16 protein-coding genes and 1 pseudogene are annotated in these 17,278 nt (G+C 30.2%); 9 read left to right on the top strand and 8 right to left on the bottom strand.

All coding sequences use genetic code 11. From position 1 onward, the window contains the following. Window positions 1-431 precede the first annotated feature (431 nt). Complete coding sequence (locus UCYN_RS01015; RefSeq protein ID WP_012953632.1) at window positions 432-1,370, top strand: methyltransferase domain-containing protein; 939 nt, start codon at window positions 432-434, stop codon at window positions 1,368-1,370. Window positions 1,371-1,532: 162 nt separating this feature from the next. Here the strand turns inward: UCYN_RS01015 and UCYN_RS01010 are convergent, their stop codons facing one another. Continuing rightward, the gene (locus tag UCYN_RS01010) at window positions 1,533-2,687 is read right to left on the bottom strand and encodes a UDP-sulfoquinovose synthase (RefSeq protein ID WP_012953631.1); all 1,155 of its coding nucleotides are present in this window, start codon (window positions 2,685-2,687) and stop codon (window positions 1,533-1,535) included. Between the two features lie 503 nt (window positions 2,688-3,190). On the opposite strand from UCYN_RS01010, the gene UCYN_RS01005 reads away from it, so the two are divergent. Continuing rightward, window positions 3,191-4,438, top strand: a complete 1,248-nt coding sequence (locus tag UCYN_RS01005) for a lipid-A-disaccharide synthase-related protein (protein WP_012953630.1) — start codon at window positions 3,191-3,193, stop codon at window positions 4,436-4,438. Here the strand turns inward: UCYN_RS01005 and UCYN_RS01000 are convergent. The 3 genes from UCYN_RS01000 to UCYN_RS00990 form a co-directional block, all read right to left on the bottom strand. Beyond that, on the bottom strand, window positions 4,410-5,585 hold the full coding sequence (locus UCYN_RS01000) for a nucleotidyltransferase family protein (RefSeq protein ID WP_012953629.1): 1,176 nt from the start codon (window positions 5,583-5,585) through the stop codon (window positions 4,410-4,412). The two genes, UCYN_RS01005 and UCYN_RS01000, sit on opposite strands and share 29 nt — an antisense overlap. A gap of 98 nt (window positions 5,586-5,683) precedes the next feature. Continuing rightward, a complete protein-coding gene (locus tag UCYN_RS00995; protein ID WP_012953628.1) occupies window positions 5,684-6,466 on the bottom strand; it encodes a segregation/condensation protein A in 783 nt (260 codons plus the stop codon). A gap of 345 nt (window positions 6,467-6,811) precedes the next feature. Then, complete coding sequence (locus tag UCYN_RS00990) at window positions 6,812-7,192, bottom strand: DUF4359 domain-containing protein (protein WP_012953627.1); 381 nt, start codon at window positions 7,190-7,192, stop codon at window positions 6,812-6,814. A gap of 168 nt (window positions 7,193-7,360) precedes the next feature. Between UCYN_RS00990 and UCYN_RS00985 the strand changes: the two genes are divergently transcribed. The 6 genes and pseudogenes from UCYN_RS00985 to UCYN_RS00960 all read left to right on the top strand — a co-directional run bounded on the left by UCYN_RS00985 (window position 7,361) and on the right by UCYN_RS00960 (window position 12,843). Beyond that, entirely contained in the window at window positions 7,361-7,885 is a 525-nt protein-coding gene (locus UCYN_RS00985; RefSeq protein ID WP_012953626.1) for a DUF3172 domain-containing protein, read from the top strand. A 233-nt stretch (window positions 7,886-8,118) separates the two neighbouring features. Continuing rightward, a pseudogene (locus UCYN_RS00980) lies at window positions 8,119-9,093 on the top strand (transaldolase); the annotation flags it as partial. Between the two features lie 187 nt (window positions 9,094-9,280). Next, on the top strand, window positions 9,281-10,297 hold the full coding sequence (locus UCYN_RS00975; RefSeq protein ID WP_012953624.1) for a thiamine phosphate synthase: 1,017 nt from the start codon (window positions 9,281-9,283) through the stop codon (window positions 10,295-10,297). Window positions 10,298-10,444: 147 nt separating this feature from the next. Beyond that, window positions 10,445-10,663, top strand: coding sequence for a sulfur carrier protein ThiS (gene thiS, locus UCYN_RS00970; protein ID WP_012953623.1), 219 nt, complete (start codon window positions 10,445-10,447; stop codon window positions 10,661-10,663). Between the two features lie 149 nt (window positions 10,664-10,812). Next, a complete protein-coding gene (rbfA, locus tag UCYN_RS00965) occupies window positions 10,813-11,199 on the top strand; it encodes a 30S ribosome-binding factor RbfA (protein WP_012953622.1) in 387 nt (128 codons plus the stop codon). Window positions 11,200-11,277: 78 nt separating this feature from the next. Further along, window positions 11,278-12,843: a glycoside hydrolase family 3 N-terminal domain-containing protein gene (locus UCYN_RS00960; protein WP_012953621.1), complete on the top strand. Its 1,566-nt coding sequence runs from the start codon at window positions 11,278-11,280 to the stop codon at window positions 12,841-12,843. Between the two features lie 14 nt (window positions 12,844-12,857). On the opposite strand, the gene UCYN_RS00955 is transcribed toward UCYN_RS00960, so the two are convergent. The 3 genes from UCYN_RS00955 to UCYN_RS00945 form a co-directional block, all read right to left on the bottom strand. Then, a complete protein-coding gene (locus UCYN_RS00955; protein ID WP_012953620.1) occupies window positions 12,858-13,769 on the bottom strand; it encodes an ROK family protein in 912 nt (303 codons plus the stop codon). A 286-nt stretch (window positions 13,770-14,055) separates the two neighbouring features. After that, window positions 14,056-14,388 (bottom strand): DUF565 domain-containing protein, encoded by a 333-nt coding sequence (locus UCYN_RS00950; RefSeq protein ID WP_012953619.1) that lies wholly within the window; start codon window positions 14,386-14,388, stop codon window positions 14,056-14,058. A 27-nt stretch (window positions 14,389-14,415) separates the two neighbouring features. Continuing rightward, window positions 14,416-14,985: a DUF3611 family protein gene (locus tag UCYN_RS00945; RefSeq protein ID WP_012953618.1), complete on the bottom strand. Its 570-nt coding sequence runs from the start codon at window positions 14,983-14,985 to the stop codon at window positions 14,416-14,418. A 620-nt stretch (window positions 14,986-15,605) separates the two neighbouring features. Between UCYN_RS00945 and UCYN_RS00940 the strand changes: the two genes are divergently transcribed. Then, on the top strand, window positions 15,606-16,496 hold the full coding sequence (locus tag UCYN_RS00940) for a carbohydrate ABC transporter permease (protein ID WP_041487713.1): 891 nt from the start codon (window positions 15,606-15,608) through the stop codon (window positions 16,494-16,496). A gap of 8 nt (window positions 16,497-16,504) precedes the next feature. Here UCYN_RS00940 and coaE read toward each other — a convergent pair whose 3' ends face one another. Further along, window positions 16,505-17,110, bottom strand: coding sequence for a dephospho-CoA kinase (gene coaE / locus UCYN_RS00935; protein ID WP_012953616.1), 606 nt, complete (start codon window positions 17,108-17,110; stop codon window positions 16,505-16,507). Window positions 17,111-17,278: the final 168 nt, after the last annotated feature.

Raw genomic sequence — 17,278 nt, 5'->3', positions numbered from 1 at the left:
GATTTAATAATTAAAAATTTTGTAGCGAGGAAAAAATTAACTTATAAATTGATTAAGTAATTTAGCTCAAAAGCTTATAATTTTAAGTGTGTCATGATTCAATCATATGACATTTTTTTATAAAAAAACAAAATTATAAGAAGAAAACTATTAAGTTTATATTTAATAAGTAAATTTATTTATCAAGTTATTTTGTAGTACTTATTAAAAACAAAATAATTGAATGTTACTTATTGAATTAATAGTATAATTAGTCTTATCGTCTAGATAAAAAATAATTTTAAACGTATTAAAATATCTTCTTATAGCAAAAATAACAATTTTTTATTGTTATATTGTAATTATTTTTATCCTAAAATTAAAAACTAAAAATCAATATATTAGTCTAGTAGATAATTAATACTATTAAAAGTTTTAATCTTATAACTATCATGGATTTACTGCATATAATTGTCGGAATATCATTAATATTACTAGGTGTATCTGGCACGATTTATTTTTTGTCAACCCGTCCTTATCAATCTCCTGAATCAGTAGCTCAATCTTATGATCAATGGACAAAAGACGGTATATTAGAGTTTTATTGGGGTGAACATATTCATTTAGGTTATTATGGTTCTCCACCTCAAAAGAAAGATTTTTTAAAGGCAAAATCTGATTTTGTTCATGAAATGGTTCATTGGGGAAAATTAAATAAATTACCGACTGAAACTAGCGTTCTTGATGTAGGATGTGGTATCGGAGGGAGCAGCCGCATTTTGTCAAGAAATTATGGATTTAATGTTACTGGTATTACTATTAGTCCGAAACAAGTTAAACGTGCTCAAGAGCTAAGTTCTTCAGATCTCAATACTAAGTTTATGGTTAACGATGCTATGAATTTATCTTTTTCTGATGATAGTTTTGATGTTGTGTGGTGTATTGAAGCAGGTCCCCACATGTCCAATAAAAGAAAGTTTGCCCAAGAGTTGCTTCGTGTCCTCAAACCTAATGGTATATTGATTGTTGCTGATTGGAATCAACGTGATGATAGAAAGCAACCTTTAAATTTTTTAGAGGCAACTATCATGAAACAACTCTTAGAACAATGGTCTCATCCAGCCTTTGCAAGTATTGAAGGTTTTACAGAACTTTTAGAAATTACAGGCTTGGTAAAAGGAAAAGTAATCACAGATGATTGGACAGAACAAACACTTCCTTCCTGGCTAGAATCTATTTGGCAGGGAATTAAAAGACCTAGTGGTTTATGGCACTTTGGTATTATCGGTTTCATAAAGTCTTTGAGAGAAGTACCAACACTACTTTTGATGCGTATAGCTTTTGGAACAGGTCTTTGCAAATTTGGAATGTTTTATGCTGTAAAAAAATAATCAATAGATTATTTAAATATGAGTGCAAAAATACTTTACCTATACTCAGCAAATTAATTAATTTTTTTCTACAAGAAAGGCCTTTTTAACTAGATTGCAATCTAGTTAAAAAGGCCTTTCTTGATATATTAAAATTCCAGCTAACTAGAACACTTTACGTAATTATTTTCTTCGCCAAGAAACTGTGGGTAAAATTTGTTTTTTATCAATTCTTCCTTTATATTTGGTTGCAAAATTCAGTAAAGAATCTAGGAGAGAGTCAGATAGATAGTGAGGATTTAACCCTAAATCTAGTAATTTAGTATTTTTTGCGTTGAAATAGTGCTCTTCTGCTTCAACCCTGGGATTCTCTAAATTATTAATTTCTACATTTAACCCTATCGCATTACCAGCTTTCTGTACCATTAAAGCTAAATCTTTAATGCTAAACAGCTCTGTAAATTGGTTAAAAACACGGAATTGTCCTACATCAGCAGGATTTTTAACAGCTAATTCAATACAACGTACTGTATCCCGAATATCTAAGAAACTTCTTGTTTGACCGCCAGTACCGTATACAGTCAAAGGATGTCCAATAGCTGCCTGAATACAGAAACGATTTAATGCTGTTCCGAAAACACCATCGTAATCTAAACGATTGATTAAAACTTCATCCATACCAGTTTCTTCTGTAAGCACACCGTATACTACACCTTGATTCAAGTCAGTAGCTCTTAATCCCCAAATTTTACAGGCGAATTGAATATTATGACTATCGTGAACCTTACTTAGATGATAAAAACTACCTGGTTGTTTCGGATATGGTAATGTGTCTGTACGACCATTATGTTCAATGGTGATATATCCTTCCTCAATATCAATATTAGGAGTTCCATACTCTCCCATAGTACCTAATTTAATAAGATGACAATCAGGGAAATATTCTTTAATACAATAAAGAATATTTAACGTACCTACCACATTATTAACTTGAGTAAATACTGAGTGCTCTCTATCGATCATAGAATATGGAGCAGAGCGTTGTTCTCCAAAATGAACCACTGAATCTGGCTCGAATTCATGAAAAGATTTACTTAAAAAAGCATAATCAGTAATATCTCCAATAAATAAATCAATAACTTTCCCTGTTAAGTCTTTCCAACGTTGAATTCGTTTTTGAATTGAGTTAATAGGAGTTAAAGTATCTGCTCCTAACTTCAAATCCCAATGTCTTCGACTTAAATTATCAAGAATTCCAACTTCATAACCTTTTTTGGAAAGATGTAGGGCGGTTGCCCAACCACAATAACCATCACCGCCGATAACCAGAACTTTCATATTGACTCTATAAATAATTTTGCAAATTTTTAGTTAATGTATAAAAGTACCAAGACTTGGCACCTTTTAGACCATTGAATATTAAGAATTTTGTTTCTAGTAGGTCAGTTTATCATCTTCTCGTAAATCAGAAGCAAATAATCCTCAACTTTTGTTTAGATTAAGTTTCCAGAATACTAGTTAGTAAAACTTTAACTTAACAGATACAAAATGTTTAACTTATTAAACTCATTACGTTAATTATTTTAACTAGTAAATTAAATTAGTAAAGAATTTAGCTAAATCTTAGAAATATTAATATTATTTACATTTCTAATTATTTGAAGCAATACTATAATCATCAAATTAAATTATAGTAAATAATAATAATTAAATGTAAATGTTTCTGATTTTAATTCGATTAAACTTTTTAATCCATAAAATTGACAAAAAAGATTCTATTTTTACTAAAAATCTTAGAACAAAATAACAATATATTTTAACCAGTTATTTGAATAAAATTTATGAAGATTCTAGTAATTAGTAATGGACATGGAGAAGATACCATTGCTATTTCTATAATTAAAGAATTAATTACTTACTCTATAGTTTCTGAGGTTGTTGCTCTTCCTTTAGTTGGAGAAGGTTATGCTTTTAAAAACAATCAGATACCAATTATAGGCAAAGTTAGTAACATGCCTTCAGGAGGATTTAATCAAAAAATATCAGAACTATTGCGTGATGTTAATAAAGGATTAATTAATCTAACATATCAGCAATATAAAGTAATTTATCAATGGGGGAAAGAAGATGGAATCATATTAGCAGTTGGAGATATTCTTCCCTTATTTTTTGCTTGGCTAAGTAATACTAACTTTGCTTTTATTGGAGTTGCTAAATCAGAATATTATGTTAGAGATGAAAGTGGTTGGTTGTCATCAACTTCAATGATTGATCGCTTTTTTAAATCAGTATATTACCCTTGGGAACGCTGGTTGATGAGATCCAATAAATGTAAAGGTATTTTTGTACGAGATACTCTAACAGCAGCAAGCTTATGTAAATTAAAAGTTTTTGCTCATGCTTTGGGAAACCCTATGATGAATGATTTTTCAAAGTTAACAACAGTTTGTTTTGACACTCATTTAGATCAAATAACTATTTTACTTTTACCTGGCTCAAGAACTCCTGAAACATGGCGTAACTGGAATTTGATTTTACAGTCTATTCAGACTATTTTAAAAACTTTCCCTAAAAAATCTTTTCTTTTTTTGAGTGCTATTGCCCCTAGCTTAAAATTTACACCTTTTCAAAAAGAACTAATAGATGATAACTGGAAAAACCAAACATTGGATCAAGATTATATTAAGTTAAAAGATTCTCAAGCCTTACAATTTCAAAAGAAAAATGCTACTTTAATACTTACACAATTTGCTTATGAAGAATGCCTGCAATCATCTCATTTAGGTATAGCTATGGCAGGAACTGCCACTGAACAGTTTGTAGGTTTAGGTAAACCTGTTATTTCATTTCCTGGAGAAGGTCCACAATTTACTCAATATTTCGCTGAAAGCCAAACACGCTTATTAGGTCACTCTGTAATCTTGGTTAAAAAGCCAAACAATAGTAGTGAGGTCCTAAAAAAATTATTAAGTGATAAAAAGCTAATAAATAGTATTAGTAAAAATGGAAAAAAACGTATGGGAAAATCGGGGGCTTCTAAAAGGATAGCTAAGTATCTTGTTAATAAATGTTTTGATGACCTTGGTTGAGTAAATCAGCAATGGCTTTTTGTTGATTTTGATGGTCAAAAGGCATAGTTTGCCGAGAATCTGTAATTAGCCAATCTAAAGCTGCTGCTTGCACATCAATTGCAGCCCCTGTCTTGTCTACACAATATCTTCCAAATACTAATTTGTCCGCCAATCTAACCCCTGGGCCTAAACGAGAATATTCAAAGATAACGCTATTATCTACAGTGGCATTACTGCAAATCCAGCAATTAGGTCCAATCATGCTAGGACCAATAATAGTTGCCCCATCCTCAATATGAGTCATTCCACCAATATAAACAGGTCCTTGAATGTTGACCTTATCCCAATTTACAGCGACATTTAATCCTGTATAAATACCGGGTCTAACTTCAATACCTGGTATTTGAACGTTTTTAATTGTTCTTTGCAAGACTCCACGAATAGCGTGCCAGTAGTCAGGAACTTTACCTATATCAACCCATTCAAAGTCCATGTTAACTGCATAAAAAGGCGTATTTTCACTAACTAATTTAGGAAATAGTTCACTTCCTATATCATATTTTTGATTTGGAGGGATGTAATTAATAACTTCTGGTTCAAAAATATAAATTCCAGTATTAATATTTGTGCTTAATGCTTCTTCAATAGAAGGCTTTTCTTGAAAAGTTTTAATTTTACCTTCTTCATCAGTTACTACTACTCCATAGCTAGAAACAACTTCTTTTGAAACTGACTTGGTAATAACTGTAGCAATTGCTCCTTTCTCTTTATGCCATTTGACAGCAGCTGTTAGATCTAAATCAATCAATGCATCTCCGCACAATACAATAAAAGTATCATCAAAAAAAGGATTAAAATCTTGAATACGTCTCAATCCACCGGCAGATCCTAAAGCTTCTCCCACCAAATCACCATCAACAATTTTCCCTTCAAATGAGTAAGCTATTTGCACGCCAAAACGTTGCCCGTCACGGAAATAACTTTCAATTTCTTCCGCCAAATGGCTAACATTTACCATGACTTGATCAAAGCCATGTTTTCGTAATAGTTCTAACAAAAACTCCATTACAGGTTTTTGTAGAATAGGAATTAGAGGCTTAGGGATAGTCTGAGTAATAGGGCGAACTCGAGTTCCTTTGCCAGCAGCTAGAATCATGGCTTTCATGAATACTTTTCCTCAATCTTTGCCATTGTTTTTTTAAACAACAATGCTTAGTTTAGCATTTACTTTTCAAAAATCTCGATAAGAATTTAAAAAAATATTTATAAAACTTGAATATATAAACTTTGATAAAGCTCTTCTTGGAATAACTCAACTTTAGATTGTGATGATAAAAGTAGTAAAGCCCAAAATATCCCAACCCTATCTTGAGCTTCTAGTTTAGGATTGTTGACGGGTTTAGAGACCTTATGCCATTGACTTAGAAGATCTTCAATACTAATTTTTTTTTGATTCTGAATACATTGTGGAAATTTTTCTTGAAGAAAAATTTCCAATTGTTTAGCTAATTCTGTTAAATTCTCCTGGTGTGCAAGCTCAACAACCATTTTTGTAGCTTCCCTCTGTGAATAAGCACGAGGTGTTTTTTGAGGTTTTTTAGAAGGTTTTGATACTTCTAATTCCTCTGCGAATTCTTCAATATAACTAATTAACTCTTGTAAATTTACTTTACGCTTACGTGTTGGTAATGCTGCATTGCGACGACGTAGATACTTTTCTAAGTCTGGTCGTAATAATTGTTTTTTAACAATATCTTCTTCAATATTGTCAACTTCATTGAAATCTTCTTCTTGTGTAAAGCTTTGCGAATGAAGTCTATCAAGCGTATCAGCTTTGAAGCGAACTAACATAGATGCCCATAGAAAAGCTTGTCCTGATTTTGGCAATGTAGTTTGCTGAAAAACTTTATCAGACTGTTGAGTATTTTCTATCTCATTGAGAAAACGATCAACTACTTCAATTACTTGAACATCCCAAGGATCAATTTCTCCCTGTTGGGCTAGATTTATCAAGGTTTCTATTGCATTTGCTGCTTGAGGAATCATATTTTAATTTGATCTCACAATATTAAATATAAGTTTAGAAATTTATATCATCTATTTTTTGATGATATAAAGGAATCACCTTTAGAACGATTACTAAAATTATTTATTTTTATGTTTTTTGAAATTTTGAATAAGTATAACGATAGAAAAAATATTATTCAAACTACTTCCTAGACGGTTTCATTTACATAGAAGTTCAAAAAATATATATTTTGAAAATTAATCAATGTAATTTTATTTTGTATTAAAGCGTCATGTTTTCTCTAAGATAAAAAACATGAAAACAACATTTATACATCTAAGTAGGCAAAATATATAAATAATTACTAATTGTGAACATCCAATCTAGAATTTATCAGCTTGATAAGTATAAAATTTTTGAAATATTCCAATAGTTTCAAACTCATAATTAGAAATTGGAGGAGGTAATAATAATTCAGTTTCGTAAATACTAAATAGTAAATAATTTTGACGAACAGTTTTGTTTGAAATAACTTTATGAATGTTAGTCTTACCTATATCTACAAGGGTTTTACAGTGGTCTGACAGGAAACCTCCTAATACTCCAGATGATTGTGAACAAACCTCTTGTTTTAAATACGATGTAAGAGTTTTGGTAGCGTACTTTTCATATGCATGTTTTCCAGGATTAGTGACAATCATTACAACTCCTAGTCCTATTAAACCTGCTCCTCCAGCTATCTTTATTATCTGTAAAGCTTTCATAATTGTTGTTTATTGCAAAAATATCTCAAATTACTTTAAATCATTTATTACTATAAATGATAGGCTCTTTCTTTAAATATAAAGAAATTGAAATAAATAACACTTTTCATTCTAACTAGATATAAAGAAAGGTAAACTCAATATACACAAAGTAAATTTAGTAATAATATGGCTCGCAGAACTTATTCTCGTTATTCTTCAAAACAATCAATAATTTCAAATGTTAACTATAGTAAAATTGCTTTATTTGGAGGCACTTTTATATTAGGAATTGGAGTAGGTATTGGAATAACTTCTAATGCAAGTTTTAATCCACAGAATGTCGTTTCTAGAGAAGTTATTGATAAAAGTGCTCCCAATCCAGAACTTTGTGTACAGTATGGAGCAAGCGCCATTGTCACAGATATGCGTATATTCTTATCTTTAAATCCTTTTAGTGTTTATGCAACTCAACCACAAATGCAGCCTGGTTGTGTATTACGTCGTTCTAACATGACCATATTAGAACAAAAAAGATTAATATCAGGAGAGCAAGTCAGAGACTGCAAAAATCGAATGAATACTTTTGGCTTTGTTGGATCTCTTGAAAGTAAGCCTAGTATTAACTGTATTTATCCTAATGATGCTGCTGGAAATTTGTTTTTAAATCCCCAGGGCTCAACAAATTCTCGCTCAGAAGGAGAAAATTTTTAAATAATTATCATTGCTTTGTTTCGTTTGTGAATAATAATGTCTGATTTATTTTTTAGAAATTTTGCTCAATAATCTGTAGATAAGAGAAGATTAAATCATTAAGGAATTTCTGAAATTATTTACTGAAATAAGGGGTAACTGATAAGGTTAAGAAGATAGCACAATTCAGGTTGATTAGACTGAGGTTATCCATTTAAATTTTAGAATTTTCACTTGTGTCGGAAGGAGTAATTATGGGAACGTTATTAGAACAATTAAAAGAATTTACAGTTGTTGTAGCCGATACTGGGGATATTCAAGCTATTGAAACCTTTACACCTCGTGATGCTACTACAAATCCATCTTTGATTACAGCTGCAGCTCAGATGCCGCAATACCAATCTATTGTAGATAATACCTTAATAACTGCAAGAAAAGAATTGGGTAAAAACGCAAGTGAGTCTGATGTTACAACGTTGGCATTTGATAGATTAGCAGTAGGTTTTGGGTTAAAGATTCTTGAAATAATACCAGGACGAGTCTCTACGGAAGTTGATGCGCGTTTATCATATGATATGGAAGCAACTATTGAAAAAGCACATTTTTTAATTTCTGAGTACGAAAAAGCAGGAATTTCTCGTAAACGTGTTTTAATAAAAATTGCTTCTACTTGGGAAGGTATTAAAGCAGCAGAAGTCTTAGAGAAAGAAGGTATTCACTGCAATTTAACTTTATTGTTTGGTTTACATCAAGCAATTGCTTGTGCAGAATCGAATATTACTTTAATTTCTCCTTTTGTTGGGAGAATTCTAGATTGGTACAAAAAAAATACAGGAGAAGATTATTCTTCTTCAGAAGACCCTGGAGTAATCTCAGTAGCTCAAATATATAATTACTACAAAAAGTTTGGTTATAAAACTGAGGTTATGGGAGCAAGTTTCAGAAATGTTGGAGAAATTCGCGAATTAGCAGGATGTGATTTATTAACTATTTCTCCTAAACTTCTAGAAGAATTAAAATCTACTGATGATAAATTACTACGTAAGCTTGACCCAAATAAAGCTACAAGTATGAATCTTGAAAAAATCTCTATCGATAAAGCTACTTTTGATAAGATGCATAAGGAAAATCAAATGGCTTATGATAAGCTCGATGAAGGAATTAAAGGGTTTACACAAGCATTAGAGTCTCTTGAAGAAATGCTTAAAACGAGATTAGCGCATATTGAGAAATAGTTAAGTTCTAGGTGTTGTAAATAGTAATTTCATTTCTGTTGCTGAAAATAGATTATTTTTAGCAATAGAAATGAAACTAAAGACAATCATTAAGACAGAAAGGGTACATTGTTAGAAAACAGTGTGCCCTTTCTATCTTAAGTTTAGAAATATATAATTATTTGAAACTAGGAAATATACAATGAATAATAATTTTTTAATTTCTCAAATTCTAGATGCCAATTTAGATAGAGCTAGGGAAGGAATAAGAGTTATAGAAGAATGGTGTCGTTTTGGCATTAAAAAAGGTCACTTAGCTAAAACTTGCAAAGACATACGACAAGAGCTTGCTCTTTGGCATACTTATGAGTTGCGCTTATCAAGAAATACTGAAAATGATCCAGGAATAGATTTATCACATCCAAAAGAAGAAGTGAAAAATAATGTTGAAGAGCTTTTACAGGCTAATTTATGCCGTGTTCAAGAAGCTCTAAGAGTATTGGAAGAGTATGGAAAACTTTACGATAGCAAAATGGGAAAATCTTTTAAAAAAATTCGTTATGAGGTTTATATATTAGAAAGTTCTTTAATAAGATACTCAAATCACAAACAACTCTGTAAAGCATCAATATACCTAATTACTTCACCTATAAAAAACTTGTTTAGTGTAGTTGAGTCATCTTTAAAAGGTGGATTACAAATATTACAATATAGAGAAAAAAATATAAGTGATAGTTCTTATATAAAAGTAGCAAGAAAACTTTGTGAGTTGTGTCATCAATATGATGCTTTATTTATTATGAATGATAGAGTTGATATTGCATTAGCTATCAATGCTGATGGAGTACACATAGGACAAGAAGATATTTCAATTAAAATAGCAAGAGAAATAATTGGTCCTCAAAAAATTATCGGGTGTTCAACAACAAATCCTTTGGAAATGGAGAAAGCAATAGAAGAAGGGGCAGATTATATAGGTGTTGGACCTATATATCCAACACCTAATAAACCAGAAAAGGAAACAATTCAGTCGGACTATTTGGACTATGTAATTAATAAATGTACTATTCCTTGGTTTGCTATTGGAGGAATTAATATTGATAACATTAAGAATATTACTGACTTAGGGGTGAAGCAAGTAGCTGTAATTCGCTTGATTATGGAAGCAGATAATCCTGAGGAGATGACAAAGTTCCTTTTAAAAAATTACTTATCTTAATCCTAACAAAGATATATAACCAAACTTTATAGATGGGTTAAAGATTCAAAAAATAATATGTATAAATTTATAAATGTTATGTAGTATAGTGAATTTAATTATTTGTTATGATTCCATAAGCTTCTAACAATAAATATAAAATTATTTATGAATAACATCGAAACGATAACCTTACAAGTTAATGGAAAACCTAAAAAATTCATATCTCAAATGAATTTGCCGCAATTTTTAGAAGAAATGCAATTTAATCCATATTTAGTAGTTATTGAATATAATGGAGAAATTTTACATAAAGAGTACTGGGAGAATACTTTTCTAAAAACAGGAGATAATTTAGAAGTTGTAACTATAGTAGGTGGAGGGTAAGTCATCTATTTATCAGATATAGAAATAAACATAGCAACATTGTGAATTGGATGATATGCAACTTTAATATGCTATGTTACAAGTACAATATAAACAGTTTTATTTGTGACAAACTGGATATTATTTATTACAGATAATAGAAGATCAATATGGCTAATAGTCGTCGAGTATCTCGTATCTCCTCATTAATTAAACGTGAAATTTCCAACATGCTTCTCTTTGATATAAAAGATGATCGAGTAGGAGCCGGCATGATTAGTATAACTAACGTGGATTTGTCAGGAGATTTACAACATGTTAAAATCTTCGTAAGTATCTATGGCACTGAAGAAGTACAATTTGAAACAATGCAAGGGCTTAAGTCTTCAGAAGGTTATGTCAGGAAAGAACTTGCACAGCGTATACGACTAAGGCGAGCTCCAGATGTAAAATTTTTCCAAGATTACGGTATTGAGAAAGGAAATGAAATGTTATATTTGCTAAGCGAACTCAAAGATATCAATGTAACTGAACAAGACCCTTCTCCATTAAAATAGTTATAACTTTAATAAGCTTTTGAGGTTTTTTTGCTACCCGATTGGACAAAATTCACTTTGAGACAAAAAATCGGACAAATGATTATCGTCCGTGCTTCTGGTTGCTTATTTGATCACGAAATACGTTATCCAGCCTGGGAAGTTTCTAATGATAAATTATTTAGTTGGTTAAACACCTTAAATATAGGTGGAGTAATTTTATTAGGAGGAAGTGCTGGAGAAATAACACTAAGAACTAGACAACTTCAAAAACTATCAAATATTCCGTTGTTTATTGCTGCAGATATTGAAGAAGGTGTAGGCCAACGTTTTTCAGGGGGAACCCATTTTCCACCTCCAATGGCCCTGGGAGAAATTGCAAAACATGATTTAAAAACTGCTACTAAGCTAGCTTATAGTATGGGAGAGATGATAGCAGAAGAAGCGTTATCTATCGGAATTAATTGGATGTTAGCACCAATAGTTGATATCAATAATAATCCAAACAATCCCGTCATTAATATTCGCTCTTTTGGCGAAACTCCTGATGTAGTATCTCAATTAGCCAAAGCTTTTATTAAAGGTGCAAAAAACCATCCTATATTAACAACAGCTAAACATTTTCCAGGCCACGGTAACACGAGTAATGATTCTCATATTGAACTCCCTGTAATTAATCATGATTCTAAAAGATTAAACAATTTAGAACTAGTTCCTTTTAAAGAAGCGATTAGTTTGAAAATTGATAGTATAATGAGCGCCCATATTTTAATTAATGCTTGGGATAGAGAAAATCCAGCAACTTTATCTAAGAAAATTTTAACTAAACAATTAAGGGAAAAGCTTAACTTTAAAGGATTAATTATTACAGATGCATTAATGATGGGAGGAATATCAAAATATTTTTCTCCTAAAGAAATAGCTATTAGAGCTATTAAAGCTGGTGCTAATGTATTATTAATGCCAGATGATCCAGAGAATACTATAAAAGCTATTTACGATTCAGTTATATCTGGAGAGCTAGAAATAGAAACAATCGATCAATCTCTTGATAAGATTTGGAAAGCAAAAAATAAAATATGTAATTATAAAAACAATATTGATTCGGTTTATACTTTATCAAACAAGAAGACTAAAAAAGCCGTAACTAATATCATTTATAACTCTATAAGAACAAGCTCGAAACTACCATTAAAAACAATTGTAAAAATCAAGAAACGTAATCTAATAGTAGTTGATGATTTACTTAGTATGCCTTTCTTAATTCAGCAATCTCCTGGAATAACTATACCTAAATCTCTAGGTTATGATCTTCAAATAGTAGAATCTACTAATTTTCAAAGTATTTTAGATGATAACTATCTAACACTATTACAAATCTTTGCACGAGGTAATCCTTTTCGAGCAAGTGCAGGTTTATGTGATGCATCTAAAGAAGTTTATTTAAAATTATTTTCTACTTCTCTTCTTCAAGGTTTGATTATTTATGGAAGTCCATATGTACTAAATTGGTTTACAAAAATGAATATAGCCCAACAATTACCTTGGATACTTTCCTATGGACAGATAAAAGAGAGTCAAGAAATTGCTTGTAAAAAGTTATTTAACTTACTTGATAAAAAAACAACGAAAGTATCAAAATTCTCAGACAACATCTTTGAGTAAAGCTTTCAATAACACTAATTAAACTTATTGCTGATGTTGTTAACAAGATTCCAGGCAAGTTTAGCAGCACCAAGCATACCTGCCTTATTTCCTAATTTTGCCTCTAATAATTTAAGATTCGTACGAGAAGTTGGCAAAACACGTTGCTCAATTTCTTTTAAAGTAGCTTCGAGGAAAAAAGGCATGCTGCCACTAATTCCACCACCTATAACTATTGCTTCTGGAGTTAATATATAAATTATATTTGCTAACCCTGCTCCTAGTAATTGTCCGTATTTTTCCCAGAAAAGAATAGCTTCCTTGTGTCCTTCCTTAGCTAAAGAGCCAAGTTCGGCTGGATCCTTGCCTGTCATACGACGAATTGCTTGAATTGAACCAAATTGTTCTAGTGATCCTCTATTACCACTTTTACAGATAGGGCCATTAAAATCTAAGGTGATTAATCCCAACTCTCCTGCGGTTCCTAAATGTCCTGTAAATAGCTGATCATCAAGAATAATTGCTCCTCCAACTCCAGTCCCTAAAGTTAACATTATTAAATTCTTGTAGATTTTTCCTGCACCTAACCAAGCTTCTCCTAAACCTGCACAATTAGCATCATTCTCGATAACTGTAGGTAATTGAGTATGTTTTTCCAATAGGTCTGCTAAAGAAACGTTCTTCCAGTTTGATAAATTTATAGCTATTTTAGAAATTCTATTAGTACAATCTACTGGTCCAGGTATTCCGACCCCTAAAGCTATAGAATCACAATCTTTTTTTAAAACTTTAACTATCTGTGTAATAGCTGTAACTACAGCTTCAGGAGTAGCAGGTCTGGGAGTTTCTATTGTTGAGAAGTTAATACATAATCCATTCTCAAGAAATTGTCCAATTTTAATATAGGTTCCACCAAGGTCGATTCCTATCACTGAAGATTTTTTCATAAATTTAATTAAATAATTATTATTTTTGTTAAATTAAATTTAATTCAGTCTTATTACATATAAATTCCACTAAATCAAATTGATTATTCCAGCATGCAAGTAATACTATATTTTTTTCAATAAATTCTAAATGAAGATTCTAATTTAAGAATAAAAAATTATATATAAGATAGTTAAGGTTCATATACTAAATAATTTTTCTTCTATCTATTATACAAAACTTGCTTAAATTAATTTTTATATGAAAATTAACAATTTTTGTAACTATTCTAATTAAAAAACTTAGCTAAGATCCAAGTTTTAAAGCTTCTATATAAAGACTATAAACAATACCCATCTTGAAAAAGTTAAAGGTTTCTAGCCACAATATTTTTTTCTTGGTTCTTTTTCTGCCATAGATAATTTTACTACTCACTTCAGTAAATACTAGTAAAATTATTCCAACTGTAATTTCCCAGTAAGACTCTTGTCCTGCAATAAGTGCAATAGCCTGGCCAATAAAAAAACCTACAAGAATACTAGTGAAATTTAAAAATAAATTACGCCAAGGATTACTAAAAGTTCGGCTTAAGTTATTATATATTGTTTCATACAAAGTATTAAGTCTTGTTTTTTGCATTAATCCCGTACTAAATTATTTAAATTATTATCTATCTAACCGATCTAAGAGATATAAACCTACTATAATTCCAGCAAAATGGCATGATATCGTATGTGTATTAGCTAGAAGTAATAAAATTTCGCTAGGAGTTGGTAATTTACCAGTATCGTAGACTGCTGCACCTTGAGGAATGTTAGAAAGCTTTCTCCAAAGGATCCCAACAAAGCCTTCTGCACCAATAATTGACAAGAAAATACCTACTAAATTAGATAATAATCCTGCTCTGATCAACTGTAAGGTTGAAGATTTTTTAGGTCTAGCCTTTGGTTCAGGATTCTTCATTAATTGAGCAATTTTCTTGTATCTAAAACAAATAAATGTGCTGATCATAAGTGCTATAACACCAGAAATGGAACAAAAAACACTAAAAGAAGTTCCTTCTGATGATTTATCCTGTGTAACTAATCCTGCTAAAGACAAAAACAGGAGAGCTGCTGCCAATACTCCTAATACTAATTGTGTCCAAAAGCCAATATTTCCTGACCATTGAAGAATAGTTGAGGCACGTTTGACACTAGGAGGAAGCGGTTGAGAAATTTCGTAGTTTTGACTCATAACAAATAATGAAAACCTTAACCTCAATTAAAATTATTATTAGAATTACTATATGATAATAGTAAATAACTAATTTTGCTGCAAAGAAAAAATATAATTAAATAAATATTTATTAACCGAAACATAACGTATAGATCAAAAAACTTGTTAATTGCTGTATTAGCTATTTGTTCAATAAATTTTCAAGTAACGAGCAGAATTTCTTCATGTTAATAGATATGAAAATTTTCTATGTTTTGCATTTATTTTTATGAAGAATAAAGAAAATTTATTATTAATTTACAATAAGGAAAGATTTCCAAAGACTAAAATTATTTAGGCAATAAATTGTAGATACTAAAATATCTTATAAAACTTTTTAAATATCAAAGTAAACTAATTCAAAATCATATAAGTGAATATGATATAGCTTTTGAGATGTATTTTTTATACTTTAATACTTGTCAAGTATCTTTTTATTATCATACTAGTCATTAATTTTTCATTAATAAGTTTACTTTTATTAATTTACAGATTATGAATATATCTTATGATAAAAGAAGTTGAATTATTATTTAAAGATCTTTTTGATTTCCTGTGTTACTATTTCGGGTAGAGCTAAAGTAAATATCGAATCTTTTGTGAAACCTGTAACTCTAACTAAACAGCAATTATTAATAAAACTTACACCATATTTATTCTTATTTCCAGCTTTATTTTTACTTGGAATTGTTATATTAATTCCTACTTTTCAAGCCTTTTATCTAAGCTTTACACAATATAACTACGATCTAACAAAACCCTCTAATTGGATAGGTCTAGAAAACTTTTATAGGCTATCACAAGATTCAGCATTTTGGAAAACATTAATAAACACAATACTATATCTTTTAGGGGTAGTTCCTCTCTTAGTTTCACTTCCACTTCTATTAGCTATTTTAGTTAATAACAATTTAAGAGGTATTAGCTTATTTCGTTTAGCATTTTATATTCCGGTAATTATCTCAACGGTTGTTGTAGGGATTACATGGAAAGCTTTGTATAGTTCTAATGGATTATTTAATCAAATGCTTAACTACTTAGGAATAGATGCAATTCCTTGGCTAACTAGCACTAAAATGGCAATTTGGAGTGTCATGCTTGTTACAGTTTGGAAGGGTTTAGGATATTATATGATGATTTATCTAGCAGGATTGCAAGGAATTTCTAAAGAATTATATGAAGCTGCTGCTATAGACGGTTCAGATGGTTGGCAAAAACACTTAGATATCACAATCCCCTTGATGCGTTCTTATATACTCCTGGTTGCTGTCATATCTTCTATTTCTGCTATCAAAACTTTTGAAGAGGTTTATATTATGACTCAAGGAGGACCTTTAAACAGCTCTAAAACAATTGTTTATTACCTCTATGAAAAAGCATTTCATGATTTAGATATTAATTATGCATGTACAATTGGGCTAGTTTTATTTCTAATAATATTAGCTTTTTCAATTGTTAATCTCAAAGTATCTACATATTATAAAAAATAAAGTAGAACTTAATATAAGTCAGTTTTTCTTATAACTTCATTTATTTGAATATACAGATTTTCGAATGTAGAAGAATTATCAAGAATATAATCTGCTGTTTTTACTTTATCTTTAAATGGTAATTGATTTTTCATACGTATAATTCCATCTTTCTTATTCAAAGAATTTCTCTTCATTAGCCTTTTCAACTGCTCTTGTTCATTACAATATACAATCCAGATTTCTGTTACCAAAAAAGTTAGTTTGGATTCAAAAAGTAACGGCAAATCTAAAATCAGAGTTCTACTTTTACTTTTTTTAATTTCTGTAATAAATATTTGTTTAACGTAGGGATGGATTTTATTTTCTAACCATTCTTTTTGTTTGACATCATAAAATATTATATTCCCTAATCTCTGATAATCTAAGTCTCCATTTTCTAAGTAGATGCTTTTCCCATATCGTTGCTTGATAAGTTTAGAAAGAGTAGAATTTAATCTAATTTCATTTCTAGCATATGCGTCTGCATCTAAGACAGGAATACTAAAGTGTCTCTTAATATAAGAAGAAACACTTGTTTTGCCAGTAGCAATACCACCAGTTAAACCTATGATTCTTTTACATAATTGGCTCATTAGAAAACATACTAAGATGAGTGTTACTTGAAAAATAGAAACATTTAATAATGTATTACATTGATTCTATGATAAAGACTTGAAATACATATTTAGTAAATTATCTAGTTAGTTTCTTAAATAAAAAAGATTATATTAAGAATTTAGATTATCACTTCAATTTAAAGA

The sequence above is a fragment of the Candidatus Atelocyanobacterium thalassa isolate ALOHA genome (assembly GCF_000025125.1).
GTDB lineage: Bacteria > Cyanobacteriota > Cyanobacteriia > Cyanobacteriales > Microcystaceae > Atelocyanobacterium > Atelocyanobacterium thalassae.
This window is presented reverse-complemented; position numbering and strand designations above follow the sequence as displayed.

Excerpts from the sequence above, each read along its gene's own strand:
- UCYN_RS00975 (WP_012953624.1), top strand. The coding sequence starts at position 9,281 with ATGAATAATAATTTTTTAATTTCTCAAATTCTAGATGCCAATTTAGAT.
- UCYN_RS00990 (WP_012953627.1), bottom strand. The coding sequence starts at position 7,192 with ATGAAAGCTTTACAGATAATAAAGATAGCTGGAGGAGCAGGTTTAATA.
- UCYN_RS01005 (WP_012953630.1), top strand. The coding sequence starts at position 3,191 with ATGAAGATTCTAGTAATTAGTAATGGACATGGAGAAGATACCATTGCT.
- rbfA (WP_012953622.1), top strand. The coding sequence starts at position 10,813 with ATGGCTAATAGTCGTCGAGTATCTCGTATCTCCTCATTAATTAAACGT.
- thiS (WP_012953623.1), top strand. The coding sequence starts at position 10,445 with ATGAATAACATCGAAACGATAACCTTACAAGTTAATGGAAAACCTAAA.
- UCYN_RS00955 (WP_012953620.1), bottom strand. The coding sequence starts at position 13,769 with ATGAAAAAATCTTCAGTGATAGGAATCGACCTTGGTGGAACCTATATT.
- UCYN_RS00985 (WP_012953626.1), top strand. The coding sequence starts at position 7,361 with ATGGCTCGCAGAACTTATTCTCGTTATTCTTCAAAACAATCAATAATT.
- UCYN_RS01015 (WP_012953632.1), top strand. The coding sequence starts at position 432 with ATGGATTTACTGCATATAATTGTCGGAATATCATTAATATTACTAGGT.
- UCYN_RS00950 (WP_012953619.1), bottom strand. The coding sequence starts at position 14,388 with ATGCAAAAAACAAGACTTAATACTTTGTATGAAACAATATATAATAAC.
- UCYN_RS01000 (WP_012953629.1), bottom strand. The coding sequence starts at position 5,585 with ATGAAAGCCATGATTCTAGCTGCTGGCAAAGGAACTCGAGTTCGCCCT.
- coaE (WP_012953616.1), bottom strand. The coding sequence starts at position 17,110 with ATGAGCCAATTATGTAAAAGAATCATAGGTTTAACTGGTGGTATTGCT.
- UCYN_RS00945 (WP_012953618.1), bottom strand. The coding sequence starts at position 14,985 with ATGAGTCAAAACTACGAAATTTCTCAACCGCTTCCTCCTAGTGTCAAA.
- UCYN_RS01010 (WP_012953631.1), bottom strand. The coding sequence starts at position 2,687 with ATGAAAGTTCTGGTTATCGGCGGTGATGGTTATTGTGGTTGGGCAACC.
- UCYN_RS00960 (WP_012953621.1), top strand. The coding sequence starts at position 11,278 with ATGATTATCGTCCGTGCTTCTGGTTGCTTATTTGATCACGAAATACGT.
- UCYN_RS00995 (WP_012953628.1), bottom strand. The coding sequence starts at position 6,466 with ATGATTCCTCAAGCAGCAAATGCAATAGAAACCTTGATAAATCTAGCC.